This is a genomic window from Stenotrophomonas sp. Steno-Z2 (assembly GCF_056393235.1).
Genome location: NZ_JBWJOY010000006.1, coordinates 1 through 25,752, shown reverse-complemented (window position 1 = coordinate 25,752; position 25,752 = coordinate 1). Strand labels below are relative to the sequence as shown.

21 protein-coding genes are annotated in these 25,752 nt (G+C 68.4%); 10 read left to right on the top strand and 11 right to left on the bottom strand.

Annotation, left to right across the window (positions count from 1 at the left end; all coding sequences use genetic code 11):
- Positions 1-14: 14 nt before the first annotated feature.
- A complete protein-coding gene (locus AC06FP_RS12815) occupies positions 15-1,289 on the top strand; it encodes a transporter family protein (RefSeq protein ID WP_478075761.1) in 1,275 nt (424 codons plus the stop codon).
- Between the two features lie 19 nt (positions 1,290-1,308).
- On the opposite strand, the gene AC06FP_RS12810 is transcribed toward AC06FP_RS12815, so the two are convergent.
- The 3 genes from AC06FP_RS12810 to AC06FP_RS12800 form a co-directional block, all read right to left on the bottom strand.
- Positions 1,309-2,643: a sigma-54 interaction domain-containing protein gene (locus tag AC06FP_RS12810; protein ID WP_478075760.1), complete on the bottom strand. Its 1,335-nt coding sequence runs from the start codon at positions 2,641-2,643 to the stop codon at positions 1,309-1,311.
- A gap of 193 nt (positions 2,644-2,836) precedes the next feature.
- The gene (locus AC06FP_RS12805; RefSeq protein WP_456116509.1) at positions 2,837-3,586 is read right to left on the bottom strand and encodes a C40 family peptidase; all 750 of its coding nucleotides are present in this window, start codon (positions 3,584-3,586) and stop codon (positions 2,837-2,839) included.
- A 105-nt stretch (positions 3,587-3,691) separates the two neighbouring features.
- Positions 3,692-4,225 (bottom strand): C40 family peptidase, encoded by a 534-nt coding sequence (locus tag AC06FP_RS12800; RefSeq protein WP_456116508.1) that lies wholly within the window; start codon positions 4,223-4,225, stop codon positions 3,692-3,694.
- A gap of 110 nt (positions 4,226-4,335) precedes the next feature.
- On the opposite strand from AC06FP_RS12800, the gene AC06FP_RS12795 reads away from it, so the two are divergent.
- From AC06FP_RS12795 to AC06FP_RS12770, 6 genes are all read left to right on the top strand, one after another.
- Entirely contained in the window at positions 4,336-4,818 is a 483-nt protein-coding gene (locus tag AC06FP_RS12795) for an FKBP-type peptidyl-prolyl cis-trans isomerase (protein WP_456116507.1), read from the top strand.
- A gap of 103 nt (positions 4,819-4,921) precedes the next feature.
- Positions 4,922-6,166, top strand: a complete 1,245-nt coding sequence (locus AC06FP_RS12790; protein ID WP_478075840.1) for a DUF418 domain-containing protein — start codon at positions 4,922-4,924, stop codon at positions 6,164-6,166.
- 198 nt (positions 6,167-6,364) lie between these two features.
- Complete coding sequence (gorA, locus tag AC06FP_RS12785) at positions 6,365-7,717, top strand: glutathione-disulfide reductase (RefSeq protein WP_478075759.1); 1,353 nt, start codon at positions 6,365-6,367, stop codon at positions 7,715-7,717.
- A gap of 114 nt (positions 7,718-7,831) precedes the next feature.
- Positions 7,832-8,740 (top strand): DMT family transporter, encoded by a 909-nt coding sequence (locus tag AC06FP_RS12780; RefSeq protein ID WP_456119445.1) that lies wholly within the window; start codon positions 7,832-7,834, stop codon positions 8,738-8,740.
- Complete coding sequence (locus AC06FP_RS12775; protein ID WP_478075758.1) at positions 8,638-9,081, top strand: MGMT family protein; 444 nt, start codon at positions 8,638-8,640, stop codon at positions 9,079-9,081. Before AC06FP_RS12780 ends, AC06FP_RS12775 begins: the two co-directional genes overlap by 103 nt.
- Before the next feature lie 596 nt (positions 9,082-9,677).
- Positions 9,678-10,346, top strand: coding sequence for a rhomboid family intramembrane serine protease (locus tag AC06FP_RS12770; RefSeq protein ID WP_456116504.1), 669 nt, complete (start codon positions 9,678-9,680; stop codon positions 10,344-10,346).
- A gap of 147 nt (positions 10,347-10,493) precedes the next feature.
- Here AC06FP_RS12770 and AC06FP_RS12765 read toward each other — a convergent pair whose 3' ends face one another.
- Complete coding sequence (locus AC06FP_RS12765) at positions 10,494-12,503, bottom strand: M13 family metallopeptidase (protein ID WP_478075757.1); 2,010 nt, start codon at positions 12,501-12,503, stop codon at positions 10,494-10,496.
- Between the two features lie 141 nt (positions 12,504-12,644).
- A complete protein-coding gene (locus AC06FP_RS12760; RefSeq protein ID WP_478075839.1) occupies positions 12,645-14,738 on the bottom strand; it encodes a M13 family metallopeptidase in 2,094 nt (697 codons plus the stop codon).
- Positions 14,739-14,894: 156 nt separating this feature from the next.
- Here AC06FP_RS12760 and AC06FP_RS12755 point away from each other — a divergent pair, with 156 nt between their 5' ends.
- Positions 14,895-16,493: a phytoene desaturase family protein gene (locus AC06FP_RS12755; protein WP_478075756.1), complete on the top strand. Its 1,599-nt coding sequence runs from the start codon at positions 14,895-14,897 to the stop codon at positions 16,491-16,493.
- Between the two features lie 155 nt (positions 16,494-16,648).
- Here AC06FP_RS12755 and AC06FP_RS12750 read toward each other — a convergent pair whose 3' ends face one another.
- From AC06FP_RS12750 to AC06FP_RS12740, 3 genes are all read right to left on the bottom strand, one after another.
- The gene (locus AC06FP_RS12750; protein WP_456116501.1) at positions 16,649-17,464 is read right to left on the bottom strand and encodes an SEL1-like repeat protein; all 816 of its coding nucleotides are present in this window, start codon (positions 17,462-17,464) and stop codon (positions 16,649-16,651) included.
- Positions 17,465-17,628: 164 nt separating this feature from the next.
- Entirely contained in the window at positions 17,629-19,635 is a 2,007-nt protein-coding gene (locus AC06FP_RS12745; protein ID WP_456116500.1) for an alpha/beta hydrolase family protein, read from the bottom strand.
- 89 nt (positions 19,636-19,724) lie between these two features.
- A complete protein-coding gene (locus AC06FP_RS12740; protein WP_478075755.1) occupies positions 19,725-22,634 on the bottom strand; it encodes a TonB-dependent receptor domain-containing protein in 2,910 nt (969 codons plus the stop codon).
- A gap of 153 nt (positions 22,635-22,787) precedes the next feature.
- On the opposite strand from AC06FP_RS12740, the gene apbC reads away from it, so the two are divergent.
- A complete protein-coding gene (gene apbC, locus AC06FP_RS12735; protein ID WP_478075754.1) occupies positions 22,788-23,648 on the top strand; it encodes an iron-sulfur cluster carrier protein ApbC in 861 nt (286 codons plus the stop codon).
- A 107-nt stretch (positions 23,649-23,755) separates the two neighbouring features.
- Positions 23,756-24,343, top strand: a complete 588-nt coding sequence (gene dcd / locus AC06FP_RS12730; RefSeq protein WP_433851891.1) for a dCTP deaminase — start codon at positions 23,756-23,758, stop codon at positions 24,341-24,343.
- A gap of 73 nt (positions 24,344-24,416) precedes the next feature.
- Here dcd and AC06FP_RS12725 read toward each other — a convergent pair whose 3' ends face one another.
- The 3 genes from AC06FP_RS12725 to AC06FP_RS12715 are packed head-to-tail and all read right to left on the bottom strand — an operon-like array spanning position 24,417 to position 25,693.
- Positions 24,417-24,584 carry a LiaI-LiaF-like domain-containing protein gene (locus AC06FP_RS12725; RefSeq protein ID WP_162838910.1) on the bottom strand — a complete coding sequence of 56 codons (168 nt, stop codon included), beginning with the start codon at positions 24,582-24,584 and terminating at the stop codon, positions 24,417-24,419.
- A 30-nt stretch (positions 24,585-24,614) separates the two neighbouring features.
- A complete protein-coding gene (locus tag AC06FP_RS12720) occupies positions 24,615-25,037 on the bottom strand; it encodes an HIT domain-containing protein (protein ID WP_478075753.1) in 423 nt (140 codons plus the stop codon).
- The gene (locus AC06FP_RS12715) at positions 25,034-25,693 is read right to left on the bottom strand and encodes a dienelactone hydrolase family protein (RefSeq protein WP_478075752.1); all 660 of its coding nucleotides are present in this window, start codon (positions 25,691-25,693) and stop codon (positions 25,034-25,036) included. The genes AC06FP_RS12720 and AC06FP_RS12715 overlap by 4 nt, the downstream gene beginning before the upstream one ends.
- Positions 25,694-25,752 lie beyond the last annotated feature (59 nt).

Below are 25,752 nucleotides of genomic sequence, written 5' to 3'. Positions count from 1 at the left end.
CGAGGAATCCGACAATGAAACAGCTGGCGATGGCGGCGCTGGTGGGCCTTGCGCTGTGCCCGTCGAAAGTCGCGGCGCAGGCCGTCGACGACGAGGCGGGCGTCAAGGCATTGATGGCGCAACTGGAAGCGCTCAAGGCCAGCTATGCGCAGGAGGTCCGCAGGCTGCGCGAGCTGGACATGCAGGTGCAGGCGATGCAGGCGCGCCTCGGTGGCAAGGCCGCGACGGCGGCGCCCGCGGCCCCGGCCACGATGCCCACGGCGCCGCCCGACGCGGGCGAGGGCTATGCCAGCAGCGCCAGCGAGGCGCACGCCGCGAAGGAAGCGGCGCGGCGCAGCGTGGACGACGTGAAACAGCAGCAGTCGGCCCTGTTCAACCGCCGGCTGACGCTGGAGAACAGCCTCACCTACGCGCGCTACGACCGCAAGCAGCTCACCCTCAACGGCTTCCTGGCGCTGGATGCGATCTTCCTGGGCAACATCGCCATCGAGAACGTGGAGTCCGATTCGCTGACCTACGACTTCGCCGCGCGCTGGGGCGTCAATCCACGGCTGACGCTCAACCTCGACGTGCCGTACATCGCGCGCAAGACGATCTACCAGAAGGGCGGCGCCGGGGGCTCGGCGGCGGCCATCGCGCAGGAGGAAACCCACGGCGCCGGCATCGGCGACATCACCGCCAGCGCGAACTACCGGCTGTTCCAGGAAAAGGGACGACGCCCGGAGACGGTGATGACGGTGGGCATCACCGCACCCACCGGCCGCGAGCCCTACGGACTGGACTGGAAGGTGATCGAGCGCGACGACGACGACTTCATCCGGTTCGCGGTGCCGGCCGAACAGCCCACCGGCAACGGGCTGTGGCAGGCCAGCATCGGCCTGTCGGCGGTGAAGACCGCCGACCCGGCCATCCTGTTCGGCAACATCGGCTACGTCCGCTCGTTCAAGCGCGGCTTCGGCGACATCGACTCCAACCCCGATACCGTCAACCCGGGCCAGGTGCAGCTGGGCGACGCCTACTATTTCGGCGCCGGCGTCGCGTTCGCGTTCAACGAGCGCACCAGCCTGAGCATTTCCTTCAGCGACAGGCTCAGTGCCCGCGCCTCGACCCGCTACAGGGGCGGGCAATGGGTCAAGGTGATCGGCAGCGACGCCAACGCGGGCACCCTGAACCTGGGCGTGACCTATGCGCTGACGCCCAGGACCACGCTGGTGAGCATGCTGGGCATCGGCCTTACGCCCGACGCGCCCGATTTCAGCCTGGCGTTCAAGGTGCCTTACATGCTGTAGCGGTGGGCACGCCCGCCGCTCAGCGCAGGCTCTCCAGCTGCAGGCGGTGTTTGCGGCACAGGCGGTAGACGGTGACGCGCGAGACCTTCATCAGCCGCGCGCAGGCGCTGACGTTGTACTGGCTGCGCGCCAGGCAGGCCACCAGCGTTTCGCGCTCGTCGCGCAGGCGCGCGTCCTGCTGCTGCGCCCGGCTTTCGGCGGGCGCGGGCAGCTCCAGCTCCGCGCAGTCGATCAGCTCGTTGTCGCTGGTGATGGCCGCGCGCAGCACGCGGTTGAGCAGCTCGCGCACATTGCCCGGCCAGTGGAAATCCGCCAGCGCCCGGCATGCGGCCGCGGTATAGCCGCGCGCGCGGATCAGGTGGCGCGCACGGAACTCCTGCAGGAAGTGCATGGCCAGCAGTTCGATGTCGCCCTCGCGCTGGCGCAGCGCCGGCATGGACAGGCGCAGCACGTTCAGGCGGTAATACAGGTCGCTGCGGAAGCGGCCCTGTGCCATCGCCTGCTCCAGGTCCACGTGGGTCGCGGCCAGCACGCGCACGTCGACCTGGATCGACTGGTTGCTGCCGATCCGCTCGATCGTGCCTTCCTGCAGCACCCGCAGCAGGCTGGTCTGCGCCTCCATCGGCAGGTCGCCGATCTCGTCCAGGAACACGGTGCCGCGGTGCGCGCTCTCGAACAGCCCGGCGCGGCGGGCGGTGGCGCCGGTGAAGGCGCCGCGCTCGTGGCCGAACAGTTCGGACTGCAGCAGGGTCGGCGCGATCGCGCCGCAGTTGACCGCGTGGAAGGGATGCCCGTTGCGTGGCGACAGGCGGTGCAGCGCGTGGGCGGCGGCTTCCTTGCCGGTGCCGGTTTCGCCGGTGATGAGCACCGGCAGGTCGACCGGCGCGAACTTGCGCAGGGTCGCGCGCATGGCGAGCATCGCGCTGCTCTCGCCCAGCAGGCAGGCGAAGGCGTCGTCGGCTCCGCCCGGCGTCGAGGTTTCCTGCAGCGACGCCAGCTGCCGCAGCAGGTCGGCATGGTCCAGCGGATGCGGGAACCGGTGCCGGCAACGGGACAGCGCGTGCCGCAGCTGGGCATCGCTCTCGTCCGGCACCGGCGGCAGCAGCGCGAACAGCGGAAGATGGCGGTACGCCGTGGCCACTTCGGCGGCGGCCGCAAGATCGCGGCCGGCGCATGTCCTGAAATCCAGCACGCCGATCACGATGTCCTCGCTGCGCATGCCCACGCCGCCGGTCTGCGACAGCGACACCGCGCGGATATGCCAGCCGCCGGAAGCCAGCAGCGCCCGTTCCGAGGAACAGGGCGTGCCGAACCAGATGACGCAGCGGCGCGAGGGAGCAGGTGTTGCGGACATGGCGGTCACCTTGCTGCAAGCGGCCAACTTATACCTTTCGTGAACCGCGGGAAATGCGCGGGAAAGCGGAATATGTGCCTGAATGCGCTGGAAAAACCCCCTGCCGGGCATTCAGCCGCCCGGCGGACCCGCCGGCAACAAAAAAGCCGCGGCGGGGCCGCGGCTTTCCGGGGATCGGGGAGGGACGCGCCGGTTACAGGTCCAGGCGGCGCGCCTGCATGAACTTGTCGCCCCAGTAGCCGCTGAGCAGGGTATCGGTGCGCACGTCCTTGCCGGTGCTCGGCGCATGCAGGAAGCGGCCTTCGCCGACGTAGATGCCGACGTGGTCGACGCGGCCGCGGCGGCCGAAGAACACCAGGTCGCCAGCGACCAGCGCCGAGCGGTCCTTGATCAGTTCGTTGCTGGCCTGGCTGGCCATCTCGCGCGAGACGCGCGGCAGCTCGATGCCCAGCGCGGTGCGGAACACGTAGCCGACCAGGCCGCTGCAGTCGAAGCCGGCGTCCGGCGAGGTGCCGCCCCAGCGGTACGGGGTGCCCAGCAGGGTCATGGCGCGGCGCAGGATCGACTGCACCTTGCCGTCGCTGTCGTTGGCCAGTGCCGAATCGGTGGCGCTGGCCACGCTCTTGGACGCGTCGTAGGCCGAGAGCAGGCGGCCGAGGTCGCCGGCGAACATGGCCGAGCGGTCCATCAGCGGAATGGTGTCGTTGGCGGCCAGGTGCGGGAGCAGGGCGGCCAGGGTGGCGGTAGCGGCGGCGTCGGCCTTGCTGCGCTGGGTGTCGGGCCTGGCGGCGGCCGGCCTGGTCGCGGCGGGATCGGCGTCAGCGGCGCTCTGGGCGAAGGCCGGAACGGCGGCGAAGCTCAGCGCCACGGCGCACAGCAGCCGGCGGAATGCGGGAATTCGGTGACCGGGTTGACCCGGAAGGGACGGATTTTCGTTCGTCACGCGGCAGTCACGGAAAAAATCGATGGGCGATCATGCCTTGTGAACAGCTTGTATAGGTACAAATTTCGTTAAATTTTCATTATGAAGCGTGACTTTCATCATGCTTCAGCGCAGCACGCGCTTGGCGCCGGTGTAATGGTCCCGCCAGTACGGGCCTTCCAGATAGTCCAGCCGGACCGTGCCGCCGGTGCTCGGCGCATGCACGAAACGGCCTTCGCCGACGTAGATGCCGACATGCCAGACATTGCCCTTGTCGCCGAAGAACACCAGGTCGCCGGCCGCCAGCTGGCGCGGGGCGATGCGCGGCCCCTGCAGCGCGGCCAGCTCGCGCGAGGTGCGCGGCAGGTTCAGCGCCAGCATGTCGCGGTAGACGTAGCTGACCAGCCCGCTGCAGTCGAAGCCGGACTCGGGCGTGTTGCCGCCGTAGCGGTAGGGCGTGCCGACCAGGCCCAGCGCCCGCATCAGCACCGACGAAGCGGCGGCCGGGTTGGCCGGCGTCACCTGCGGCCAGGCGTGGGAGGCCGGGGGAGGCGGCGGCTTTCTGGAAGGGGCGTGGCCGCAGGCGGCCAGGACGGCGGCCGCGGCGAACAGGGCCGGCAGCCGCCAGCGGCGGTACCGTAAAACTGGCGTGATGTGCATGGAGCCCGGATAATGCGCCACCTCAAGACGGCTGCCATGATGGCCGCCTCCCCGTCGGCCGGCAAGGCCGCCCCAACGTCTGCCAGCGGGCAGCCACTGAAGAGTTGCGCATGAAGATCGAAAAAGACCGCGTCGTCCGTTTCCACTACACCGTTTCCGAAGTCGGCCAGGAGCCGATCGAAAGCTCCCGGGAGCGTGGCGAACCGCTGGCGATCCTGATCGGCCACGGCAACATCATCCCGGGCCTGGAGACGGCGATGATGGACAAGGAAGCCGGCGAGAGCTTCGGCGTGGACGTGAAGTCGGCCGATGCCTATGGCGAGCGCCGCGAGGGCCTGACCCAGCGCGTGCCGAAGAAGCATTTCGGCAATACCCGCCTGGCCCCGGGCCAGCAGGTGATCCTGCAGACCAACTTCGGCCCGCGCGCGGTGACCGTGGAGAAGGTCGGCATGACCGTGGTCGACGTCGACCTGAACCACCCGATGGCCGGCAAGGACCTGCACTTCGACGTGGAGATCGTCGAAGTCCGCGAGGCCAGCGAGGAAGAAGTGCAGCACGGCCACGTGCACGGCGACGGCGGCCACCACCACTGATCGCCGACCGGCAACGATGCAGCGAGCGGCCCGCCCTGTGCGGGCCGTTTCGTTTGCGGCGGGCGGCGTGCCGGGGGGGCGCTGGCGATGAGCGCATGCTCTAATCGCCGGTCCATCCACGGGGGAACCGCGTAACGTGTCCATCGCCACCTTCCAGCCCATCGCGCCGGCCGAGCGCATCGCCACGCTCGACGTCCTGCGCGGGCTGGCGCTGCTGGGCATCCTGCTGATGAACATGGAGGCCTTCGTCGGCCCGCTGGACCTGTCCACCAGCGGCATCGACCCGCACTGGCAGGGCGTAGACCGCTGGGCGGACGCCTTCGTCTACCTCTTCGTGCAGGGCAAGTTCTTCACCCTGTTCTCGCTGTTGTTCGGCGCCGGCTTCGCGGTGATGGCGCAGCGCGCCGAAGTGGCCGGGCGTGATTTCAACCGCTTCTACCTGCGCCGCAGCCTGGGCCTGCTGGGCATCGGCCTGGCGCATGCGCTGCTGCTGTGGTCCGGCGACATCCTGGTCGCCTATGCCCTGTTGTCCTTCCTGCTGCTGCCCTTCCGCGAGGCGCCGCGCGGCTGGCTGCCGGTAATGGGCGTGCTGGCCTACCTGGCGGCGGTGGGGCTGATGCTGCTGCTGGGCGCGGTGGTGATGCTGATGCCGGCCGACGCGCTGGCCACGCAGGCGGCCCAGGCGCAGGCGGCGATCGAGGCGCAGCGGCAGGCCTACGGGCATGGCACCTACGCACAGGCGGTGCTGCAGCGGCTGCGCGACTTCGGCGCGTCGCTGGGCGCGCTGCTGGTGGTGGGGCCGCAGGTGCTGGGCATGTTCCTGATCGGCAGCTGGTTCGCGCGCAGCGGCGCCATCGCCCGCCCCGCCGACCACCGGCGCCTGTTCGCCTGGCTGCGCTGGGGCGCGCTGCCGCTGGGCCTGGCGCTGATGCTGGCCAGTGCCTGGTACCAGCCGTGGCTGGCGCCGGGGCGGTTCGACCTGCGCTCGGCCGTGGCCTATGCCGCCAGCTCGGTGGCCGGCCTGCTGATGTGCCTGGGCTACCTGGCCTGGGGCGTGCGCTGGAGCCACGCGCTGCGTGGGCTGGCGCCGGCCGGGCGCATGGCGTTGAGCAACTACCTGGGGCAGTCATTGCTCTGCACGCTGCTGTTCTATGGCTACGGACTGGGCGGGTTCGAACAGATGGGGCGGGCGTGGCAGCTACTGTTCGCGGTGGCGCTGTTCGCCGCGCAGGTGGCGCTCAGCCGGGTCTGGCTGCGCCATTTCCGCTTCGGGCCGATGGAATGGCTGTGGCGGGCGATCACCTACTGGCGCCTGCCGCCGCTGCGCCGCATTGAAACGGACGCCTGACAGCAGGGCCTGCCCGCTGGGCGAGGGCGGGGCGTCCCCGGGACTGTCACCGTCCGATGCCGGCGCGAACCTGTCCCGCGGCCGGGCATGGCATGCTCGCAGCCAGCATGGGCAATGGGACGAGAGAGCAATGGCCGACTTCACCAGCGGACGCGCGCCGATGATCGCGCCCTGCACCCGCGCTGCGGAGTTCTTCCCGTGAGTACGCAGTCCTTCGACGTGGTCGTGCTCGGCGGTGGTTCCGGTGGCCTGGCGGCCTCGTTCCGCGCCGCGTCGCATGGCGCGAAGGTGGCGATGCTGGAGCCCGCGCTGCTGGGCGGCACCTGCGTCAACGTCGGCTGCGTGCCGAAGAAGGCGATGTGGCTGGCGGCCGACCTGGCCGAACGCATCGCGCTCGCCGCGCAGCTGGGGTTCGACGTACCGGCGGCGCCGCAGCTGGCATGGCCGCGGCTGCTGCAGCGTCGGCAACGCTATATCGATGGCATCCACGCCAGCTACCGCCAGCGGCTGCAGGACAGCGGCGTGGCGCACATCGCGCGGCGCGGCCGCCTGCTGGACGCGCGGACGGTGGAATGCGACGACGGCACGCGGCTGCAGGCCCGGCACATCGTCATCGCCACCGGTTCGCATGCGCTGAAGCCGGACCTGCCCGGTGCCGCGCTGGGCGGCACTTCGGACGATTTCTTCGCCCTGCAGGCCGCGCCGTCGCGCGTGGCCATCGTCGGTGGCGGCTATATCGCGGTCGAACTGGCCGGGGTGCTGCACGGGCTGGGCAGCGAGGTGACGCTGCTGGCGCGCGGGCAGCGCCTGTTGTCCGGGTTCGACGCCGAGATGACCGCGCAGATGGCGGACAACCTGCGCCAGCAGGGCATCGCCGTGCGCTTCGGTTGCCGGCTGCAGGCGCTGGAGCGGCGCGCCGGCGGCATCGGCGTGCAGTTGCAGGACGAACCGGCCGGTGCCGCGTTCGATACCGTGCTGTTCGCCACCGGCCGCGCGCCGAGCACGCGCGGGCTCGGGCTGGAAACGGTGGGCGTGGCGCTCGACGAGCAGGGCGCCATCGTCGTCGATGCGTTCCAGGACAGCTCCGTGCCCGGCATCAGCGCGGTGGGCGACGTGACCGGGCAGGCGATGCTGACGCCGGTGGCGATCGCCGCCGCGCGCCGGCTGATGGACCGCCTGTACGGCGGCCAGCCGGAGGCGCGGCTGGATTACGACAACGTGCCCAGCGTGGTGTTCTCGCATCCGCCGCTGGGCAGCGTCGGCCTGAGCGAGGAACAGGCGCGCGCGCGCTTCGACACGGTCAGCACCTACCACAGCCGGTTCCGGCCGATGCTGCAGTCGCTCGGCGACGGGCCGATGCGCGCGCTGTTCAAGATGGTCTGCGCCGGCGAGGACGAGAAGGTGGTCGGCATCCACCTGCTCGGCGAGGGCGCCGATGAAATCCTGCAGGGCTTCGCGGTGGCGCTGAAGGCCGGTGTGACCCGCCGGCAGATGGAGGACACGGTGGCGATCCACCCGACCGCGGCCGAGGAAGTGGTGTTGATGCGCTGAGCGCGCCGCAGGCGGGATAATGCCCGGGCCATCTCCCCCGGATGCCGTCATCCCGTGAATGCTTCTTCCAGGCGCGCCGCCGATGCGGCGCCGTCGGCGGCCGCGGCTTCGCCGCTGCCCACCTCCTCGCGCCGGCTGCTCGCCAGCGGCCTGCTGCTGGCCGGCATCGGCGCCATCGCCGCCTCAGGCAAGGCGGTGATCGTCAAGCTCGCCTACCGCCACGGCGCCGACGCCACCACCCTGCTGGCGCTGCGCATGCTGGTCGCGCTGCCGTTCTTCGTGGCGATGGGCGCCTGGGCCGCGCGCCGGGCGCAGGCGCTGTCGCGCGGCGACCTGTGGCGGGTGGCGGTGCTGGGTTTCAGCGGCTATTACCTGTCCAGCTACCTGGATTTCCTCGGCCTGCAGTACATCACCGCCACGCTGGAACGGCTGATCCTCTATCTCAGCCCGACCCTGGTGGTGCTGATCGCGCTGGTGGTGCTGCGGCAGCGGCCGACGCGGCTGCAGGTGGCGGCGCTGCTGGTCAGCTACCTGGGCGTGCTGCTGGCGTTCGGCCACGACATCCAGCTCGATGGCCGGCGCACGCTGCTCGGTTCGGCGCTGGTGTTCGCCAGCGCGCTCAGCTACGCCGTCTACCTGTTCGGCAGCGGGCAGGCGGTGGCGCGGATCGGGGCGGTGCGCCTGACCGCCTACGCCAGCACCGTGGCCTGCGTGCTGTGCATCGGTCAGTACCTGCTGCTGCAGCCGCTGGCGGCGCTGGGCAGGCAGCCGGCGCCGGTGTACTGGCTGTCGCTGCTCAACGGCACCGTGTGCACGGTGCTGCCGGTGCTGGCGATCATGGTCGGGGTCAAGCGCATCGGTTCCTCGCTGGCCGCGCAGGTGAGTATGCTGGGGCCGGTATCCACGATTGTGCTGAGCGTATGGCTGCTCGACGAACCGATGGGCCCGTGGCAGAGCGCCGGCACCGTGCTGGTGCTGCTGGGCGTGCTGCTGGTGGGCAGCGGCGTGGCCCGCAGGCGGTGAGCCGCGCCGACGATGCCGGCACGGTCCGTGCACGCATCCTGGCGGCGATCCGCGCCATCCCGCGCGGGCAGGTGATGGGCTATGGCGAAGTCGCGGCCAGCGCCGGGCTGCCGGGCCGCGCGCGGCTGGTGGCCAGGCTGCTGGCCGACAACGACGACCGGACCCTGCCATGGCACCGCGTGCTGCGCTCGGACGGGCGCATCGCCCTGCCCGAGGGCTCGGCCGGCTGGCGCGAACAGGCCAAGCGCCTGCGCGCCGAGGGCGTCCAGGTCGAGAACGGCCGGGTCCGGCGCGCGCGCCCGGCGCGCGATCTGGATGCCCAGATCTGGGGGCCAGCCTGAAGCAGGGGCGGAGAGAGAGGACTCCGCGCCAGTGGGTTTCACATGCGCGGATCGAGCGCACAACTGACCGCCAGCACCCGCCGTTGTAACCGGAGGAAAGCCCCCTGAGTCAGGGGGCGGCCGCGAAGCGGCGGGGGTATGGGAGCCCGAGATGGGGCCCGCGGTTTGCCATGCAAACCGTGGGGCGTCAGCGCGAAGCGATGACGCATTCCCCCCTGAGTCAGGGGGCAGCCGCGAAGCGGCGGGGGTATGGAAGCACGAGATGGGGCCCGCGGTTTGCCATGCAAACCGTGGGGCGTCAGCGCGAAGCGATGACGCATTCCCCCTGAGTCAGGGGGCGGCCGCGAAGCGGCGGGGGTATGGGAGCCCGAGATGGGGCCCGCGGTTTGCCATGCAAACCGTGGGGCGTCAGCGCGAAGCGATGACGCATTCCCCCTGAGTCAGGGGGCGGCCGCGAAGCGGCGGGGGTATGGAAGCACGAGATGGGGCCTGCGGTTTGCCATGCAAACCGTGGGGCGTCAGCGCGAAGCGATGACGCAGCGGAAGGCCGCGCCGCATCCCCGGCTATCATGGCGGCAGTTCCCAAGGATGCCGCCATGTTTCCCCGACTGCCCACCGTCACCAAGGCGCTGCTGATCGCCAACGTCGTCCTGTTCGTCCTGCAGCAACCCTTCCTGCTGGGAATGGAAACGTTCGAGCCGTTCATGCTGTGGCCGATCAGTTCCGGGGGCTTCGATCCGTTCTCGCCGGGGCAGAACTTCCAGCCCTGGCAGCTGCTGACCTACGGCTTCCTGCACGGCGGCTTCAGCCACCTGTTCTTCAACATGCTGGCGTTGTTCATGTTCGGCGCGCCGCTGGAACTGACCTGGGGCGAGAAGCGCTTCGCCACGTACTACCTGGTGTGCGTGGCCGGCGCCGGCCTGTGCCAGCTGCTGGTGGCGGCGCTGGTGGGCGAGGGCGGCCCGGTGCTGGGCGCGTCCGGCGGCGTGTTCGGCCTGCTGCTGGCCTACGGCATGCTGTTCCCGAACCAGCGGGTGATGCTGCTGTTCCCGCCGATCCCGATGAAGGCGCGCACCTTCGTCATCGTGTTCGGCGCCATCGAGCTGATGCTGGGCTTCACCGGCTGGCAGCCGGGCGTGGCGCATTTCGCGCACCTGGGCGGCATGTTGTTCGGCTGGCTGCTGATCCGCTACTGGCGCGGGCAGCCGCCGTTCAACCGCCGTGGCGGTGGCGGGCGGCCCAACCACCTGCGCCGGGTGAAGTGACGCGCGGATGCGCGTCATGCATGCCGGGCCTGCCTGAGGTTCAAGCCAGGGCCCGATGCGGGTGAACCCCCGCATCTGCAGACGCGGGAAACGAAAAAAGGCGCGGGATTTCCGCGCCTTTTTCGTGCTTCGTTGCGGTGGCGCCGGTCAGCGCCAGATCCTGATCTGCTCGGCCTCGGTACGCTGCATCGGCTGGCCCGGCCTGCACTGAAACGCCGCGCCGAAGGCCGGCAGGTTGGCCAGCGGGCCGTTGGTGCGCCAGCGGCCCGGTGCACGCGGCTCGGAGGTCAGGCGCTGCACGGCTTCGTTGGGCGAGAGCTGCTGCGGCCACAGCGACGCCCAGGCGCGGAAGAAGGCCTGGTGGTCGGCCGGCTTGGCATCGGGCTGGGCGGCGACGAACGCGTCCCAGGCGATCTCCACGCCGGAGAGGTCGGCCATGTTCTCGTCGCGGGTCAGTTCGCCGTTGACCCTGGCGTCCTTCACGCCCGGGAACGCATAGGCGCCGTACTGCGCGGCGACGCGGTTGCCGATCAGCGTCCAAGCGCTCTTGTCCGCCGGCGTCCACCAGCTGCGCAGTTCGCCCCTGGCATCGACCAGCGCTCCCTTGGCGTCGATGGCACGGCTGATCTCGTGGGCGACCAGCGCGCCATAGGCGCCGAACTGGCCCGGCAGGCCGGCCGCATCGGTGAAGATCGGCCCCTGCAGCGCGGCGGCGGTGACGATCAGGCGGTTCTGCGCCAGGTCGTAGGACAGCGCCGGCTGCTGCGGCAGCACGTCCCAGCGGCGGTCGGCATTGCCCTTGCCGATGCGCTTCATCTCCTGGGCGTGGCGCCAGGTCGAGGCGATCAGCATGTTGCCGCCGAAGCTGCCGCGGCCCATCGGCTGCACGGTGTAGTCCAGGTCGCGCAGCGGCTTGCCGATCTCGATCTTCAGCGCGGCCAGCTTGGCTTCGGCCTCGCTCCTGGCCTCGGCGCTCATCCAGGTGCTGCGCTTGACCGCGGCGATCTGCGCTTCGCGGATCTGGTCGACCATCAGCCCGGCCTGGCGCAACGCGTCGCGGCTGACATAGGCGGCGGCGTATTCGTGGCCGAGCATCGGGCCGGCGGCGACATTGATCGCATCCAGCACCTGCTCCCAGCGCGCCGGCGCGATGGCCTGGCCGCGCAGCACGCGGCCGCGGAACTCGAACTCGGCGTCGCGGTAGGCCTTGGACAGGTACGGCGCCATCGCATCGCCCACGCGCCAGCGCAGGTAGGCCTTCCACTGCTCGGCCGGCAGGCGGGTGATCAGGCCGTTGAGCTGCTGGAACAGCGCCGGATCGGACAGCGACACCAGGTCGTCGTTGACGCCCTGCGCCTTGAGGAAGGCGTCCAGCTGCAGGTTGCGGTAGCGGCCGGTCAGGTCCCTGGTGGCCACCGGCGCGTAGTTGTTGAACGGATTGTTGATGCCGGCCAGCGGCTGCGCGCTGCGTGCCAGTTCGGTTTCCAGCTGGATCACCAGCGCCGATTCGGCGTCGAGCCGGTTGGCCGGTGTGCCGGTGAGCGCCAGGATCTGCTTCACATAGGCGCGGTAGCGGCCCATCAGCGCCACCGTATCGGCGTCGGTGCGGGTGTAGAACGCCGGGTCGGGCAGGCCCATGCCGCCCTGCATGAAGTAGCCGATGTGGCGGTCCAGTGCCTTCAGGTCCACGTCCGGGGCGAAGTTGAACGCCACCGGGATGCCGACCTGGTGCAGCGCGGCGATCGAGGCGGGGATGTCCTTGGCCTTCCTGATCGCGTTGATGCGGCCCAGCAGCGGCGCGATCGGTTTGGACCCATCGGCCTCCACCGCCGCTTCGTCCAGGCCGCTGGCCCAGAAGTCGCCCAGCAGCTTCTGCACGTTGCCCTGCGGCGCAGTCGCCGCGCGCTCGAGCAGCTGGCGCTGCTGGTTGCGTGCGTTTTCGGCCAGCTGCCCCAGCGCGGTCACCGCGCCGACCTGCGGCACCGGGTTCGCGTTGAGCCAGTCCGCGTTGGCCTGGTCGTGGAAATCGGTGCAGGCGGGGCTGACCGCTGGCGCGCGCGGGGCCGCCTTCTTGCGCGCGGCGTCGGCGCCGGGCGCCGACAGCAGGGCTGCCAGGCCGAGGGTCAGTGCCAGGGAAAGCGGGCGAACGTTGGGCATGTGCAGCGAATCCATCATGGATTGAAAGTGGGCGGAGTTTAACAAGCCGGCAGCGGCGCGGGTGTGGCCGCGGTCCTGCCTGGAAAAACGAAGGCCCGGATCGCTCCGGGCCTTCGTCGTTGCCGTGGCGTCAGCCGCGGCTTACCAGATCACCACCTGCTTGTCGCCGGTGCGGACCATCGGCGCGCCGGCCTTGCACTGGAACGCAGCGGCGAAGGTCGGCAGGTTCGACGGCGCGCCCATGGCGCGGAACTGCGCCGGTGCGTGCGGGTCGGTGGCCAGGCGGACCTTGGCGTTCTCCGGGGTGTACTTGGTGCGCCACACGGTCGCCCAGTTGAAGAAGAAGCGCTGGTCGCGGGTGAAGCCGTCGATCTTCGGATCTTCCTTGCCGGCGCTGGCCTTCTGCAGGGCGTCGTAGGCGGTGGCCAGGCCGCCCAGGTCGGCGATGTTCTCGCCCAGGGTCAGCGAGCCGTTGACGTTCTGGTCGCCCACCTTGTACTCGTCGAACTGCTTGACCAGCTTGCCGGTCAGGCCGGAGAAGCCCTTGGCATCGGCCTCGGTCCACCAGTTCTCGAAGTTGCCGGTCGGCCCGAAGCGGCTGCCCTGGTCGTCGTAACCATGGGTCATCTCGTGGCCGATCACCGCGCCGATGCCGCCGTAGTTCAGCGCGTCGTCGGCGTTGGGATCGAAGAACGGCGGCTGCAGGATGGCGGCCGGGAACACGATCTCGTTCTGCAGCGGGTTGTAGTAGGCGTTGACCGTCTGCGGGGTCATGCCCCACTCGGTCTTGTCCACCGGCTGGCCGATCTTGGACAGCGCGAACTTGTAGTTGAACGCGGTGGCGGCGCGGATGTTGCCCAGGTAGTCGTCATGCGAGGTCTGCAGGCCGCTCCAGTCGCGCCACTTGTCCGGGTAGCCGATCTTCGGGGTGAAGGTCTCCCACTTGGCGATGGCCTTGGCCTTGGTCTCGGCGCTCATCCACGGCAGGTTCTGGATGCGGTCTTTCAGCGCGGCGGCCAGGTTCTTGACCAGCTCTTCCATCTTGGCCTTGGCTTCCGGGGAGAAGGCGACCTTGACGTACATCTGGCCGAAGGCTTCGCCGGCGTCGTTCTCGATGGTGCCCAGCACGCGCTTCCAGCGCGGCTTGATTTCCTTCTGGCCGTTGAGCTCCCTGCCGTAGAACGCGTAGTTCTCCTGCACGAAGGCATCGCTCAGGTACGGCGAGGCGCCGTCGACGGTATGGAAGCGCAGGTAGGCGCGCCACACGGCCGGGTCGGTGTCGCCCAGCATCTTGCTCACTTCCTGGTGGAAACCCGGGATGGCCAGCGAGAACTTCTCGGGCGTGGCGATGCCCTGGGCCTGGAAGAACTGGCTCCAGCTGAAGTTCGGGGTCAGCTTGTCGGCGTCGGCGACGGTGACCGGGTTGTAGTACAGCGACACGTCGCGCGACAGCTCGACGCTGGACTTGGAGGCCCTGGCCAGGCGGGTTTCGAACTTGACCACGTCCTCGGCCTGCTTGGCGGCGTCGGCCGCGGCAACGCCACTGAGCTCCAGCACCTTGGCCACGTGCGCCTTGTAGGCGTTGAGCTTGTCGGCCTTGCTGGCGTCGGTGTAATAGGTGGTGTCCGGCAGGCCCAGGCCACCCTGGCTGGCGTAGGCCATGTTCATCGACGAATTCTTGAAGTCCGCTTCCGGACCGAAGCCGAACAGCACGTTCTCGCCCTTGGCCGCGCTGGTGCGCAGGTAGTTGGCGATGGCGTCCTTGTCGGCCAGCGCGTCGATGGCCTCCAGGTCGGCCTTCAGCGGGGTGATGCCCAGCGCGTTGATCCTGGCCTCATCCATGCCCGAGGCCCAGAAGTCGCCGACGATCTTTTCAACGCCGGTGGCGTTCTTCATGGCCGCGGCCTGCTCGGCCAGCTGGTGCTGCACGGCGACCGAGCGCTCGTCGAGGATGGTGAAGGCGCCCCAGCTGGTACGGTCGGCCGGGATCTCGTTGGCGCTCAGCCACTTGTCGTTGACGTAGCCGCCGAAGTCGGTGCAGGCGTCCTTGCCGGGATCCAGGTCGGCCGCGGTGAAGGCGTTGTAGGCCGGCAGCTTGGACTCGTCCAGCTTCAGTTCGGCGGCGGCTTCGGGCGCCGGCGCGGCGGCGGCCGCCGGGGTTTCTTCTTTCTTGCAGCCGACCAGCGCGGCCGAGACGGCCAGGGTCAGCAGGAGAATCTGGGGTTTGCGAACGATCACAGGAGGCCTCCAGGCCGGATTCGGTGCATGGGGTGAGACCCCGATCACAGGGGCGTGCGCAGAAGATACGCCTGTAACCGTCGCCGAAAGGGTGTCGAAGGTCATGCCGGTGGGGCGGGGCCGGCGGGGCGTGCGGAGTGATATACAGGGCCCATGACAGACAGTTCTTCACGGCAGTGGGATGCGGTCCTGGTCGGCGGCGGCCACAACGGCCTGGTATGCGCGGCCTACCTGGCCAGGGCGGGCAAGCGTGTACTGGTGCTGGAGCGGCGCGACGTGGTCGGCGGCGCCGCGGTCACCGAGGAATTCCACCCCGGTTTCCGCAACTCGGTGGCCTCCTATACGGTGTCCCTGCTGCAGCCCCGGGTGATCGAGGACCTGCAGCTCGAACGCCACGGCCTGCGGGTGGTGCCGCGACGGATCAACAACTTCCTGCCGCTGCCCGATGGCCGCTACCTGCTGGCCGGCGGCGGGCGCACCCGCGCGGAAGTGGCGAAGTTCTCCGCCCGCGATGCCGAACGCCTGCCGGCCTACGAGCAGCGCCTGGAGGTGTTCGCCGACGTGCTGCGCGCGGTGGCGCTGCAGCCGCCGCCGAACGTGACCGAAGGCGGCTGGCTGCGCGCGCTGCCCGAACTGTGGAAGGCCGGCCAGCTGGGGCGGCGCCTGCAGGGGCTGGACGCCGGCCTGAAGCAGGAGCTGCTGGACCTGTTCACCATCTCCGCCGCCGAGTACCTGGACCGCTGGTTCGAGGGCGAACCCATCAAGGCCCTGTTCGGCTTCGACGGCATCGTCGGCAACTACGCCAGCCCGTATGCGCCGGGCACCGCCTATGTGCTGCTGCACCACGTGTTCGGGCAGAGCAACGGCGTCAAGGGCGCATGGGGGCACGCCATCGGCGGCATGGGCGCGATCACCCAGGCGATGGCGCGTTCGGCGATCGGGTCTGGCGCGGTGATCCGCACCGGCGCCGGCGTGGAGCGGGTGCTGGTGGAAGGCGGGCGCGCGGTGGGCGTGGTGACCGGCAGCGGCGAGGTGATCCGCGCCAGGGCGGTGGTCGCGAACGTGAACCCGAAACTGCTGTACGAGCGGCTGCTCGATCCCGCCGACGTACCCGCCGCCACCGGCGAGCGGATGGCGAACTGGCGCTGCGGCTCGGGTACCTTCCGCATGAACGTGGCACTGTCGCGCCTGCCGGATTTCAGCGTGCTGCCGGGGCAGGGCGACCACCTCACCGCCGGCATCATCATCGCCCCCAGCCTGGACTACATGGACCGCGCCTGGCAGGACGCGCGCCGCCATGGCTGGTCGCGCGAACCGGTGGTGGAGATGCTGATTCCCAGCACCCTGGACGACTCGCTGGCGCCGCCGGGCCAGCACGTGGCCAGCCTGTTCTGCCAGCACGTCGCCCCGCAGCTGCCGGAAGGCCGCAGCTGGGACGACCACCGCGAGGAAGTGGCCGACCTGATGATCGCCACCGTCGAACGCCACGCTCCCGGCTTCGCCGCCTCGGTACTGGGCCGGCAGATCCTCAGCCCGCTGGACCTCGAACGCACCTTCGGCCTGGTCGGCGGCGACATCTTCCACGGCGCGCTCAGCCTCAACCAGCTGTTCAGCGCCCGCCCGATGCTGGGCCAGGCCGACTACCGCGGCGCGATTCCCGGCCTGTACCTGTGCGGCTCAGGCACGCATCCGGGCGGAGGCGTGACGGGGGCGCCGGGGCATAATGCCGCGCACGTCATCCTGGGAGGCTGAACGGGTGCGGCGAAATCGCCGGATGGCATCTCCTCGGGCCTCGCTACACCCGATGCCGGGATGAACGTTCCGTAGCTCGCTGCGTTGTCGAGGAAGAGCAGGCCATGAGGAGCGCCGGTCCGCTTTCCAGCGGCGGACCGGGCGCGGAATCCCCCTCAGGGGCGGGTCTGCCCGTTGTCCAGTATCGGCATCTCGTCCGTGGGCTCGGGCTCCATCATTTCGGGAGCCGGTTCGACCTTGGGAATACGCGTATCGAGATCTGCCTGCGGCAGTTGGGATACTTCGCCGATATCGACTCTTGCAACCCGCGGCTTGCGCCAGATCGAATCATGCCATTGCTGGTACTGGACCGGGTCCCAGTAGCGCTCGTCATAGAACTTCGAGCCTTCGATCAATTCCGTGCCGCCGCCCGGGGTGGGAACAATGATGCGCAGGTTCGCGCTGAACCCGGTGCGGCTGCCTGTCATCCGGCGGCGCTCGAAGCGCAGGGCCGTGGCAATACGGGGCAGAGCGGCCGCATCGCCGTATCGAGCGTAGATGTCCTGCCCGGCGATGATTGCCTGTTTGCGTTCCGCCTCATCGAGCATGGCCCAGTACCGCTCGCGGAGATCGAGGAACCCTTCATAGCCGCGTTCGGCGGCCAGGTCCATCCACGCATACGCCGAAGCCCGGTCTTTCGAAGTGCCCGTGCCATCCCACAACATTTCCGCGACCATGCCGGCAGACGGCTTGTCGCCATAATAGGCTGCGCGTTGGAAGAAGCCGAACGCCGCCTCCATTTTTCCTTCGCTCCGTTTCTGCAGCGCAAGCAGCCGGAAACGCAGGTCCGGATGTCCGCTCAGAAAACCGGAGGTAACCATCACCGGATCCGAGGTCGGATCGGCAGGCGGCTTTTCCGCGGCTCCGGCGGGCGATGAGGCCAGGGCCAGAGAGAGAAGAAGGGCTGCAAGTGGTGTGTGTCTGCTGTTCATTCCTGTGGTTCCTTGGGCATTCCCTGTCGCATCTGGATTGTCCGTTGCTGGCTGTTCCGGTCAACGGCTGAAAGTCACCCCGCAAAAAAAAACGGGGGGCAACGCCCCCCGTCCGAGAGCTTCACCACAAAGACGCGGCGAAGCCGAAAAAGTGACCCGTCACGTCATTTCGCGTTCGGAACCGAAGACGCCTGGCCTACGGTCACCGAGCCATCTCCGATATGGCGGCGGAAGAAGTCGAGCATCTCGGTATAAAGGTTGACGCGCGCTTCCTCGCCATAGAAGCCGTGCATTTCGCCTGGCTGGATGATCAGTCCCTCCGGCTTGTTGCCCGCTTCGATAAGCGCCTTGTTCATCAGCTCGGTCTGCTCCGGCGGCGTGCGCACGTCGCGCGCGCCGGCAGCGAGGTAAACCGGAATCTTCACTTCGGCGGCACGGCGTGCCGGCGAGTTCTGCGCCCATGACGCCTGGTCGGTTCCATGGGTCCGGCGCAGATAGCGCTGGCCAAACTCGCTCTGCGGAATGTCCCCCTTCTTGAACATCATGTCGACGTCATAGACGCCTACGTAGCCGAAGGTGCATTTGAACAGCCCGGGTTCGCGGATGGGGGCCATCAGCGAAGAGTAGCCGCCGAAGCTGCCGCCGTAGATGCAGATCCTGTCCCGGTCCGCATAGCCGTTGTCGATGACCCAGTGCGTCGCGTCCAGGATGTCGTTCTGGATGCCCTGGCCCCATTGCTGGTGACCCGCGTCCTGGAACGCCTTGCCGTAGCCGCCCGAGCCGCGGTAGTTGACCTGCAGGGTGGCGTAGCCGCGGCTGGCGAACAGCTGCGCCTCGGGATTGAATCCCCAGTTGTCGCGGGGGCCGATGGGGCCGCCATGCGGATTGACGATGAGCGGCAGGTTCTTGCCTTCCGAGCCGCGCGGCAGGGTCAGGAACGCATGGACCAGGCGTCCATCACGGGAAGTGAAGGAGAATGGCCTGGTCGTGGCCAGCTTGTCCTTGTCCAGATGCGCCATGCGCGACATCAGGAAACGGGCCTTGCCACTGGCGCGGTCGAACAGGTAGAGCTCTCCCGGGTTGCTGTCGCTGTATACGGAAACCAGGATGCGGCTGCCGTCTTCGGTGTAACTGGAGAAGTCGACCTTCTGGCCCTCGAACGCGGCCGCCAGCGATGCATAGAGCTCGGCATCCGGGCTGGTCTCGTCGATCAGGGTGACTTTCGGGGCGCCCGCTTCGGTGACGGCGCCGATCAGGCTGTTCCGGTCGGTGGACCAGATCAGCTGCGACACTTCGGCCACGGGATCGACGAAAAGCTGCTTGAATTCGCCGGTCGTCGTATCAAGCGTGCCGAGCGCCGCCGGGGCCTTGCCGTCGTCCTGCCAGGCGAAAACGGTGCCGTTGTCCGTAGTGCGTTCCACGGACAGGTGCTTGCCGTCGGTCTTCGATGCATTGACCAGCGTCCAGTTCTGGCCATCGCGGCGATAGAGCTCGGTGCGTTCGTCGTACTCGCCCGATTCGTCGCGGGTGGACGAACACACCGCGAAACGCGGGGCCTTCTCTGCATCCAGCGCGATGGAGCAGTTGGATTTGGGCGCGCGCCCCAGCGAAGTGCGCCTGCCGCTGATCGTATCGACGCGCACGACCTCGGTGCCGGCACCCTCGCTCGAACGGGGGTAGCGCGCCTGCATGATGACGTTGCGGTCATCGCCCTTGAGCGTGTCCAGCAGCGAATACGACTCCGAGCCGACCGTCTTGCCGCGCTGGGTGGCATCACGCGTACCGCGGAAGATCACGGGCACCGACTGCGAACCGTCCGCATTGACCGCGTACCATTCGCCGAGCGCGAACGGCTGCGCGTAGCCGCCCAGCTTCTTGACGGAGTTGAACATGATGCGTTCGGGGGAAATCCAGACGAATTGCCCGACGCTCTTCTGGTCCGGCAGCTGGACGACCTTGAGCGGTTTCAGATCCGAAGTGCGCAGGATCGTGAGTATGTCCTGTTCGCCGTGATCCACGGTGACGGCGAGATAGTCGCCGTTCGGCGATATGCGGGCGGTCCCGTAGGCCGGGTGGCCGACAAAGTCCTTGACCGACGGCTGCGGTGCAGCCATCGCGGAGTTCGCCGCCAGCATGGCCGCAGCGAACACCGCTGATTTCAGGTATTCCATGGGGTGAGTCCTTGCTCCTGGAGCACGATTGCGGGTGTATGGCCCTGATGAAGAGAGCCCGGCAGGTAGCCGGGCTCTCGGGTTGGTGATCAGAACCTGTACGAGACACTCATGTAGAAGCGCCGTCCCAGCGGGTCCGCGCCGATATACGAGTTGAAGTACGGATACGTGCTGTTGCCCGGGTCGTTGCGGTACTGCTTGTTGAACGCATTGACCACGGTGAACTGGGCGGTCACGTTGGGGCCGAAGTTCTTGGCCACCGACGCATTCCAGAGGAAGAACGGAGCGAGGCGGCGCCCCCAGCAGATACCGCTGTTCACGCCGGTGTAGCACTGGTTCGGCGTGGTGGCGCGGGCCGTCCAGGCCGAGCCCATGCGGGTGGCGTACAGCGTGGTGGTCCAGTCGTTGTACTCCCAGCTGCCGGAAGCACGCAGGCGGCTGCGCTCCGGGTAGAAGACGATCGGGCGCAGGTCGCGGTAGTCGATCAGTTCTTCATCCTGCAGCTGCTTGTACTTGTTGGTCAGGTTCAGCGAGTGGCTGCCCTCGAAGCGGAAGGTGCCCCAGCGGTCGGTGGTCTTGCGGTAGCGGAAGGTGCTGTCGATGCCGCTGATGTCGCGCAGCGCGGTGTTGATGTAGGCCTGGTTGATGCGTTCGATGCGGCCGTCCAGCGTCGTGCCGGGGGCGCTGGTACGGGTGATCAGCGAGAGGACGTTGTTGCACAGGCTCGCACTCGGCGGGGCCTTGTCGGGATCCTCGTAGGAGCCGAGGCGACAAGCGGCTTCGGTTTCCAGCAGGTACGCGGAGCTGAGCTGGGATGCCGCGTCCTCGAGCTTGATGCGCCAGTAGTCCACCGACAGCGACATGCCGTCCATGATGTCCCAGACGAAGCCGGCGCTGATCGACGTGCCTTCTTCTTCCTTCAGGCCGGGGTTGCCGGCGATGGTGCTCTGCGTCTGGTAGAGGGTCTTGTCGCCGCTGACGTTGCAGTCCACGGTGCGGCGCGGGATCGGCTTGCCGTTGCCATCAAGCGCCTGGCCCAGGCCGATGCCCGAACGGCAAGCATACTCATCGAGGATGCTGGAGTAGGAAGCGGCGCCTTCGGCATAGACCAGCTGCATGTCCGGTGCCTTGAAGCTGGTGGCGTAGGTGCCGCGGACGAGCAGGTTGCTGAACGGGCGCCATTCGAGGCCGGCGTTGTAGGTGACGGCGTCGTCGACCGCGGTGATGTCGTCGTACTTGTCCCAGCGCGCAGCCAGGTTGGCGCTGAGGCTGCTCAGGATCGGAATGCGGAACTCGGCGCCAACCGCGTAGCGGTCGCGCTGGCCATCGGTGCGGCCAGAACTGACCAGGTTGTAGACAGTCTGGTCGTCGACCGGGCGCAACGGATTGGTACGGGGATCGCTCTCGAGCGTGGTGGATTGGCGCACGCCTTCAATCACGCCGGCGAAGCCAACCGGACCGGCGGGCAGTTCGAAGAGATCGCCCGAGAAGTTGAAGTTCACCGTGGACGACGCGGTTTCGCCTTCGTTGCGGACACGCGTGGAGAACGAGCGGTAGATCTCCGGGGTGATCGGCGAGGTATAGCGATCCATGTTCAGCTCATAGATCGGATAGCCCGAGATCGTGCCCAGACGCTGGCCGAGGAAGTAGTCGTTGACGGCCTTGGCGAGCAGTCGCGGCTGGTCGGAGGAATAGCTGTACTCCGAATGGCTGGCGTACACCTCCCAGTCGAAGCGATCGGCGAAGGTGCCGCGCACGCCTACGGTAGCGTCCCAGGTCTTCTCGCTGTACAAGGTGGACGCAGCTTCGTTGCCGCCCAGTTCGAACGGGTTGAACACGCGCTGCAACTGCAGCAGGTCGCCGAAGTTGGGATCGTAGAACACGCCGGATGGCGTGAACGGGCTGCCAGCGGTGCCCCAGAACTCGGTACCACTACTGGCCTTGGAGTCGGCCTTGTAGTAGGTCAGGCTGGAGAAGCCTTCGATGTTGTCGTTGAAGTTGTACTTGCCGTTGATGTAGCCGGAATAGCTGCGGTTCTTGTTCCAGATGCTGCGCGAGCCGTCCTGGGTGTACGAACCGCACCAGTTGCCGCGGGTGGCGGACTGGCCGGGTTCATATCCGAACGCCGCGCACTGCTCGGGCGTCAGCTCCAGGATGTTGTGGCCGGGCGGGCCCGCCAGACCGGCGGCGCTGATGGCGACCAGCGACAGCGACGGCTGCAGCTTCAGGCCCCACGGGTTGTTGCGGGTGTCGGCCATGAAGTCGCGCTGGGTGCCGAATACCGGTTCGTTCTCGGCATACTGCAGCGCGAACGTCGTGCTCCAGCGGTCGCCGGTGCGGCCTCCGGTGTACTCCAGGTTGACGCTGTCACCGCCGCCTTCCTGCGTGGTGCCCACCGTGCCGCGCAGCTGGTTGCCGTCATAGTTCTCGCGCAGGACCAGGTTCACCACGCCGGCGACGGCGTCGGAACCGTAGATCGCCGACGCGCCGCCGGTGAGCACTTCGACGCGCTCGACGATGGACATCGGGATCGCCTTGACGTTGACGACGTTGTTGTCCCGGTTATAGGGCTGGGGATACTGGGCCGGGCGGCGGCCATTGATCAGCGTCAGGGTGTAGCCCGGGCCCAGATTGCGCAGGTTCACGACCTGTGCGTTGGGGGTGAAGCCGTTGACCGCCAGGTCGCCGGTGAATGACGCGCTGGTGTTCTGGGAGAGCGTCTGCAGCATGTCGCCGACGGTCTGGAAGCCTTCGCGATCGATGTCCGCGCGGGTGATCACGGTGACCGGGGCCGGGCCTTCGACGTCGACGCGCTTGATGCGCGACCCGACGACCGAGACACGATCCAGATTGGTGGTGGAGTTGTCAGCCTGGCTTCCTTGCGCGCTGCTGGACTTGTCGGCGTCCTGTGCCAAGGCCATGCCGGGCATCACGAGGGCCGCGAACAGCGCGCTGCTCAGAACGCTGCGCTTGGCCATGGTGCGATTACGGATCTGCACTGGATGTATCCCCTTAGTAGCTAGAATGGGTGTGCTCACGACGCTTATGTCTCTGAATGGACATGAAATATCACGTGAACGTAACGTGACTTTAACCAACTTTTGATCAGAAAACACCCCGTCTTGGAAAAGTTTCATAGGAAATTTTGTGATATGAAAAGCCCGCCCTCTGCTTCGCCAGCACCCGCCCACCGCGTCCAGAAGGGCCTTTCCCCCCATCCCCGCATCCGCAACGTCATCGCCGTCGGTTCCGGCAAGGGGGGGGTGGGCAAGTCCACGACGGCGGTGAACCTGGCCGTGGCGCTGCAGCGGCTGGGCGCGCGGGTGGGGGTGCTGGACGCGGATATCTACGGGCCGAGCGTGCCGGCGATGCTGGGGCTGAGCGGGCGGCCGGAGAGCCCGGACAACAAGTCGATCGAACCGATGCGGGCGTTCGGGGTGGAGACCATGTCGATCGGGTTCCTGGTCGAGCAGGACTCGCCGATGATCTGGCGCGGGCCGATGGCGACGTCGGCGCTGACCCAGCTGTTCAACGACACCCGCTGGGACGACCTGGACTACCTGCTGATCGACCTGCCGCCCGGTACCGGCGACATCCAGCTGACCCTGGCGCAGAAGATCCCGGTGGCAGGGGCGGTGATCGTGACCACGCCGCAGGACATCGCCACGCTGGACGCGCGCAAGGCACTGAAGATGTTCGAGAAGGTCGAGGTGCCGGTGCTGGGCATCGTGGAGAACATGGCGGTGCATACCTGTTCCAGCTGTGGCCACGTCGAGCATCTGTTCGGCGAGGGCGGCGGCCAGCGCATGGCCGCGCAGTACGGCGTGCCGCTGCTGGGCTCGCTGCCGCTGGAGATCGGCATCCGCGAGCAGGGCGATGCCGGCACGCCGATCGTGGCGGCGGCGCCGGAGTCGGCGGCCGCCCGGGCCTACGTGGCCGCGGCGCAGCGCATGGTCGAGGAGCTGGGCAGGCGCCCGCGCGCGGGCATCCCCATCGTTTCCTCGCTGGTCTGAACCTGGCGCCGGCCCGGGCGCGGCGCCGCTGCCCGGCGCCGGGCTTGGGCTAGAATCGCGTTCCCTCCGGCCCGCGGGCCGGGTTCCATCGCCACCAGGAACTTCGAATGAGCATCAAGAGCGACCGCTGGATCCGCCGCATGTCCGAGCAGCACGGCATGATCGAGCCGTACGAGGCCGGGCAGGTCCGCTTCGCCGACAATGGCGGGGTCGACGGCCAGCGCATCGTCAGCTACGGCACCTCCAGCTATGGCTACGACGTGCGTTGTTCGCGCGAGTTCAAGGTGTTCACCAACATCAACTCGACCATCGTCGACCCCAAGCACTTCGACCCGAAGAGCTTCGTCGACATCGAGGCCGACGAGTGCATCATCCCGCCGAACTCGTTCGCGCTGGCGCGCACGGTGGAGTACTTCCGCATCCCGCGCGACACGCTGGTGGTGTGCCTGGGCAAGAGCACCTACGCGCGCTGCGGCATCATCGTCAACGTGACGCCGCTGGAGCCGGAGTGGGAAGGCCACGTGACCCTGGAGTTCTCCAACACCACGCCGCTGCCGGCGCGCATCTACGCCAACGAGGGCGTGGCGCAGATGCTGTTCTTCCAGGCCGACAAGGACGACATCTGCGAGACCTCCTACCGCGATCGCGGCGGCAAGTACCAGGGCCAGACCGGGGTGACCCTGCCGCGCACCTGAGCGGCGGTGGCGGACGCCTCGATGGAAAAGGGCGCGGAACTCCGCGCCCTTTTCATTTGCATCGGCTGCCGGGCTATTTGCCGCGGCCGAACAGCATGCCGATGCCCACGGCCACCAGGATGGCCGGCCACCAGGTGGCCAGCATCGAGCCGATGTTGCCGTTGATCCAGCCCAGGTTCTTGGCCAGGAAGAACAGGCCGACGACGATCAGGATCAGGGCGGCGATCAGGTTGGAGCGCATCGACTTGCGGGTCCTTGGTTGAAGTGGCGGCTATCGTAGCCGCTGGCGCCAGATTTCGACACGCTCGGCGAGCACGGCCGGGTCGAAGCGCTGCGCCGGGCCGCTGCCCCAGACCGGCCCCGGCCAGGCGGCATCGCCTTCGTGGCGGCCGACCAGGTGGACGTGCAGCTGCGGCACGATGTTGCCCAGCGCGCCGATGTTGAGCTTGGTGACGTTGGGTTTCTGCTTCAGGTGGCGGGAGATCTGGTTGATCTCGGCCAGCAGCAGGCGCTGCTGGTTCCCGTCCAGGTCGATCCACTCGCTGGCGCCGGGGACGCGCGGGACCAGCACGACCCAGGGGAAGCGGTCGTCGTTCATCAGGCGGATCTGGGACAGCGGGCCGTCGGCGATCAGCACGCTGTCGGCGGCAAGGCGGGTGTCAAGCTCGAAATCGGACGTCACAACTTCGGTCATCGCAGGTTCTCGCTGAAGAAGGCCAAGGTGCGTTCGCGCGCCAGCGTGGCGCTCGGAGCGTGGTAGTGCGCGCCGACCTCGCGGTTGAAGGCGTGGTCGGCCGGATACACGTATACCTGCATCGACGGTTGCTTTTCACGATGCGCTGCAACGGCGGCCGGCGGGATCGAGGGGTCCTGCTCGCCGAAATGGAAGATGACCGGGGCCTTGAACGGCGCATCCAGGAACGGCACGTTGCGCGCGCCGTAGTAGCTGGCCGAGGGCAGCCCCAGCCGCTGCGCGGCGAGCATGGCGATGGTGCCGCCCCAGCAGTAGCCCACGGTGCCGACCTTGCCGCAGGGCGCCAGGGCGCGGGCGGCGGCGTCCACGATGTCCACCGCGCGGTCCACGCCGAGTTCGCCCACCAGCGCCTTGCCGCGGGCGGTGCCGGCGGCGTCGTAGTCCAGCTCCAGCCCCGGTTCGAGCGGGTCGAAGAACGCCGGCGCCAGCACGGCGTAGCCGTCGGCCGCGTACTGGTCGGCCACGCGGCGGATGTGGGCATTGGCGCCGAAGATTTCCTGTATCACCACCAGCCCGGCGCGCGCGGGGCCCTCGGGCAGGGCCTGCCAGGCGCGTACCGGGCCGTGGGCGGTGTCGAGGGTGATCCAGCGGGACATGGCGAGGCTCCAAGGGGGTGTGCGGGGATTATCACGCCCGGCACGGGTGGCGCGGGCCT

Excerpts from the sequence above, each read along its gene's own strand:
- AC06FP_RS12815 (WP_478075761.1), top strand. The coding sequence starts at position 15 with ATGAAACAGCTGGCGATGGCGGCGCTGGTGGGCCTTGCGCTGTGCCCG.
- AC06FP_RS12810 (WP_478075760.1), bottom strand. The coding sequence starts at position 2,643 with ATGTCCGCAACACCTGCTCCCTCGCGCCGCTGCGTCATCTGGTTCGGC.
- AC06FP_RS12800 (WP_456116508.1), bottom strand. The coding sequence starts at position 4,225 with ATGCACATCACGCCAGTTTTACGGTACCGCCGCTGGCGGCTGCCGGCC.
- AC06FP_RS12795 (WP_456116507.1), top strand. The coding sequence starts at position 4,336 with ATGAAGATCGAAAAAGACCGCGTCGTCCGTTTCCACTACACCGTTTCC.
- AC06FP_RS12775 (WP_478075758.1), top strand. The coding sequence starts at position 8,638 with ATGGCTGCTCGACGAACCGATGGGCCCGTGGCAGAGCGCCGGCACCGT.
- AC06FP_RS12770 (WP_456116504.1), top strand. The coding sequence starts at position 9,678 with ATGTTTCCCCGACTGCCCACCGTCACCAAGGCGCTGCTGATCGCCAAC.
- AC06FP_RS12765 (WP_478075757.1), bottom strand. The coding sequence starts at position 12,503 with ATGCCCAACGTTCGCCCGCTTTCCCTGGCACTGACCCTCGGCCTGGCA.
- AC06FP_RS12755 (WP_478075756.1), top strand. The coding sequence starts at position 14,895 with ATGACAGACAGTTCTTCACGGCAGTGGGATGCGGTCCTGGTCGGCGGC.
- AC06FP_RS12750 (WP_456116501.1), bottom strand. The coding sequence starts at position 17,464 with ATGAACAGCAGACACACACCACTTGCAGCCCTTCTTCTCTCTCTGGCC.
- AC06FP_RS12745 (WP_456116500.1), bottom strand. The coding sequence starts at position 19,635 with ATGGAATACCTGAAATCAGCGGTGTTCGCTGCGGCCATGCTGGCGGCG.
- apbC (WP_478075754.1), top strand. The coding sequence starts at position 22,788 with ATGAAAAGCCCGCCCTCTGCTTCGCCAGCACCCGCCCACCGCGTCCAG.
- dcd (WP_433851891.1), top strand. The coding sequence starts at position 23,756 with ATGAGCATCAAGAGCGACCGCTGGATCCGCCGCATGTCCGAGCAGCAC.
- AC06FP_RS12725 (WP_162838910.1), bottom strand. The coding sequence starts at position 24,584 with ATGCGCTCCAACCTGATCGCCGCCCTGATCCTGATCGTCGTCGGCCTG.
- AC06FP_RS12720 (WP_478075753.1), bottom strand. The coding sequence starts at position 25,037 with ATGACCGAAGTTGTGACGTCCGATTTCGAGCTTGACACCCGCCTTGCC.
- AC06FP_RS12715 (WP_478075752.1), bottom strand. The coding sequence starts at position 25,693 with ATGTCCCGCTGGATCACCCTCGACACCGCCCACGGCCCGGTACGCGCC.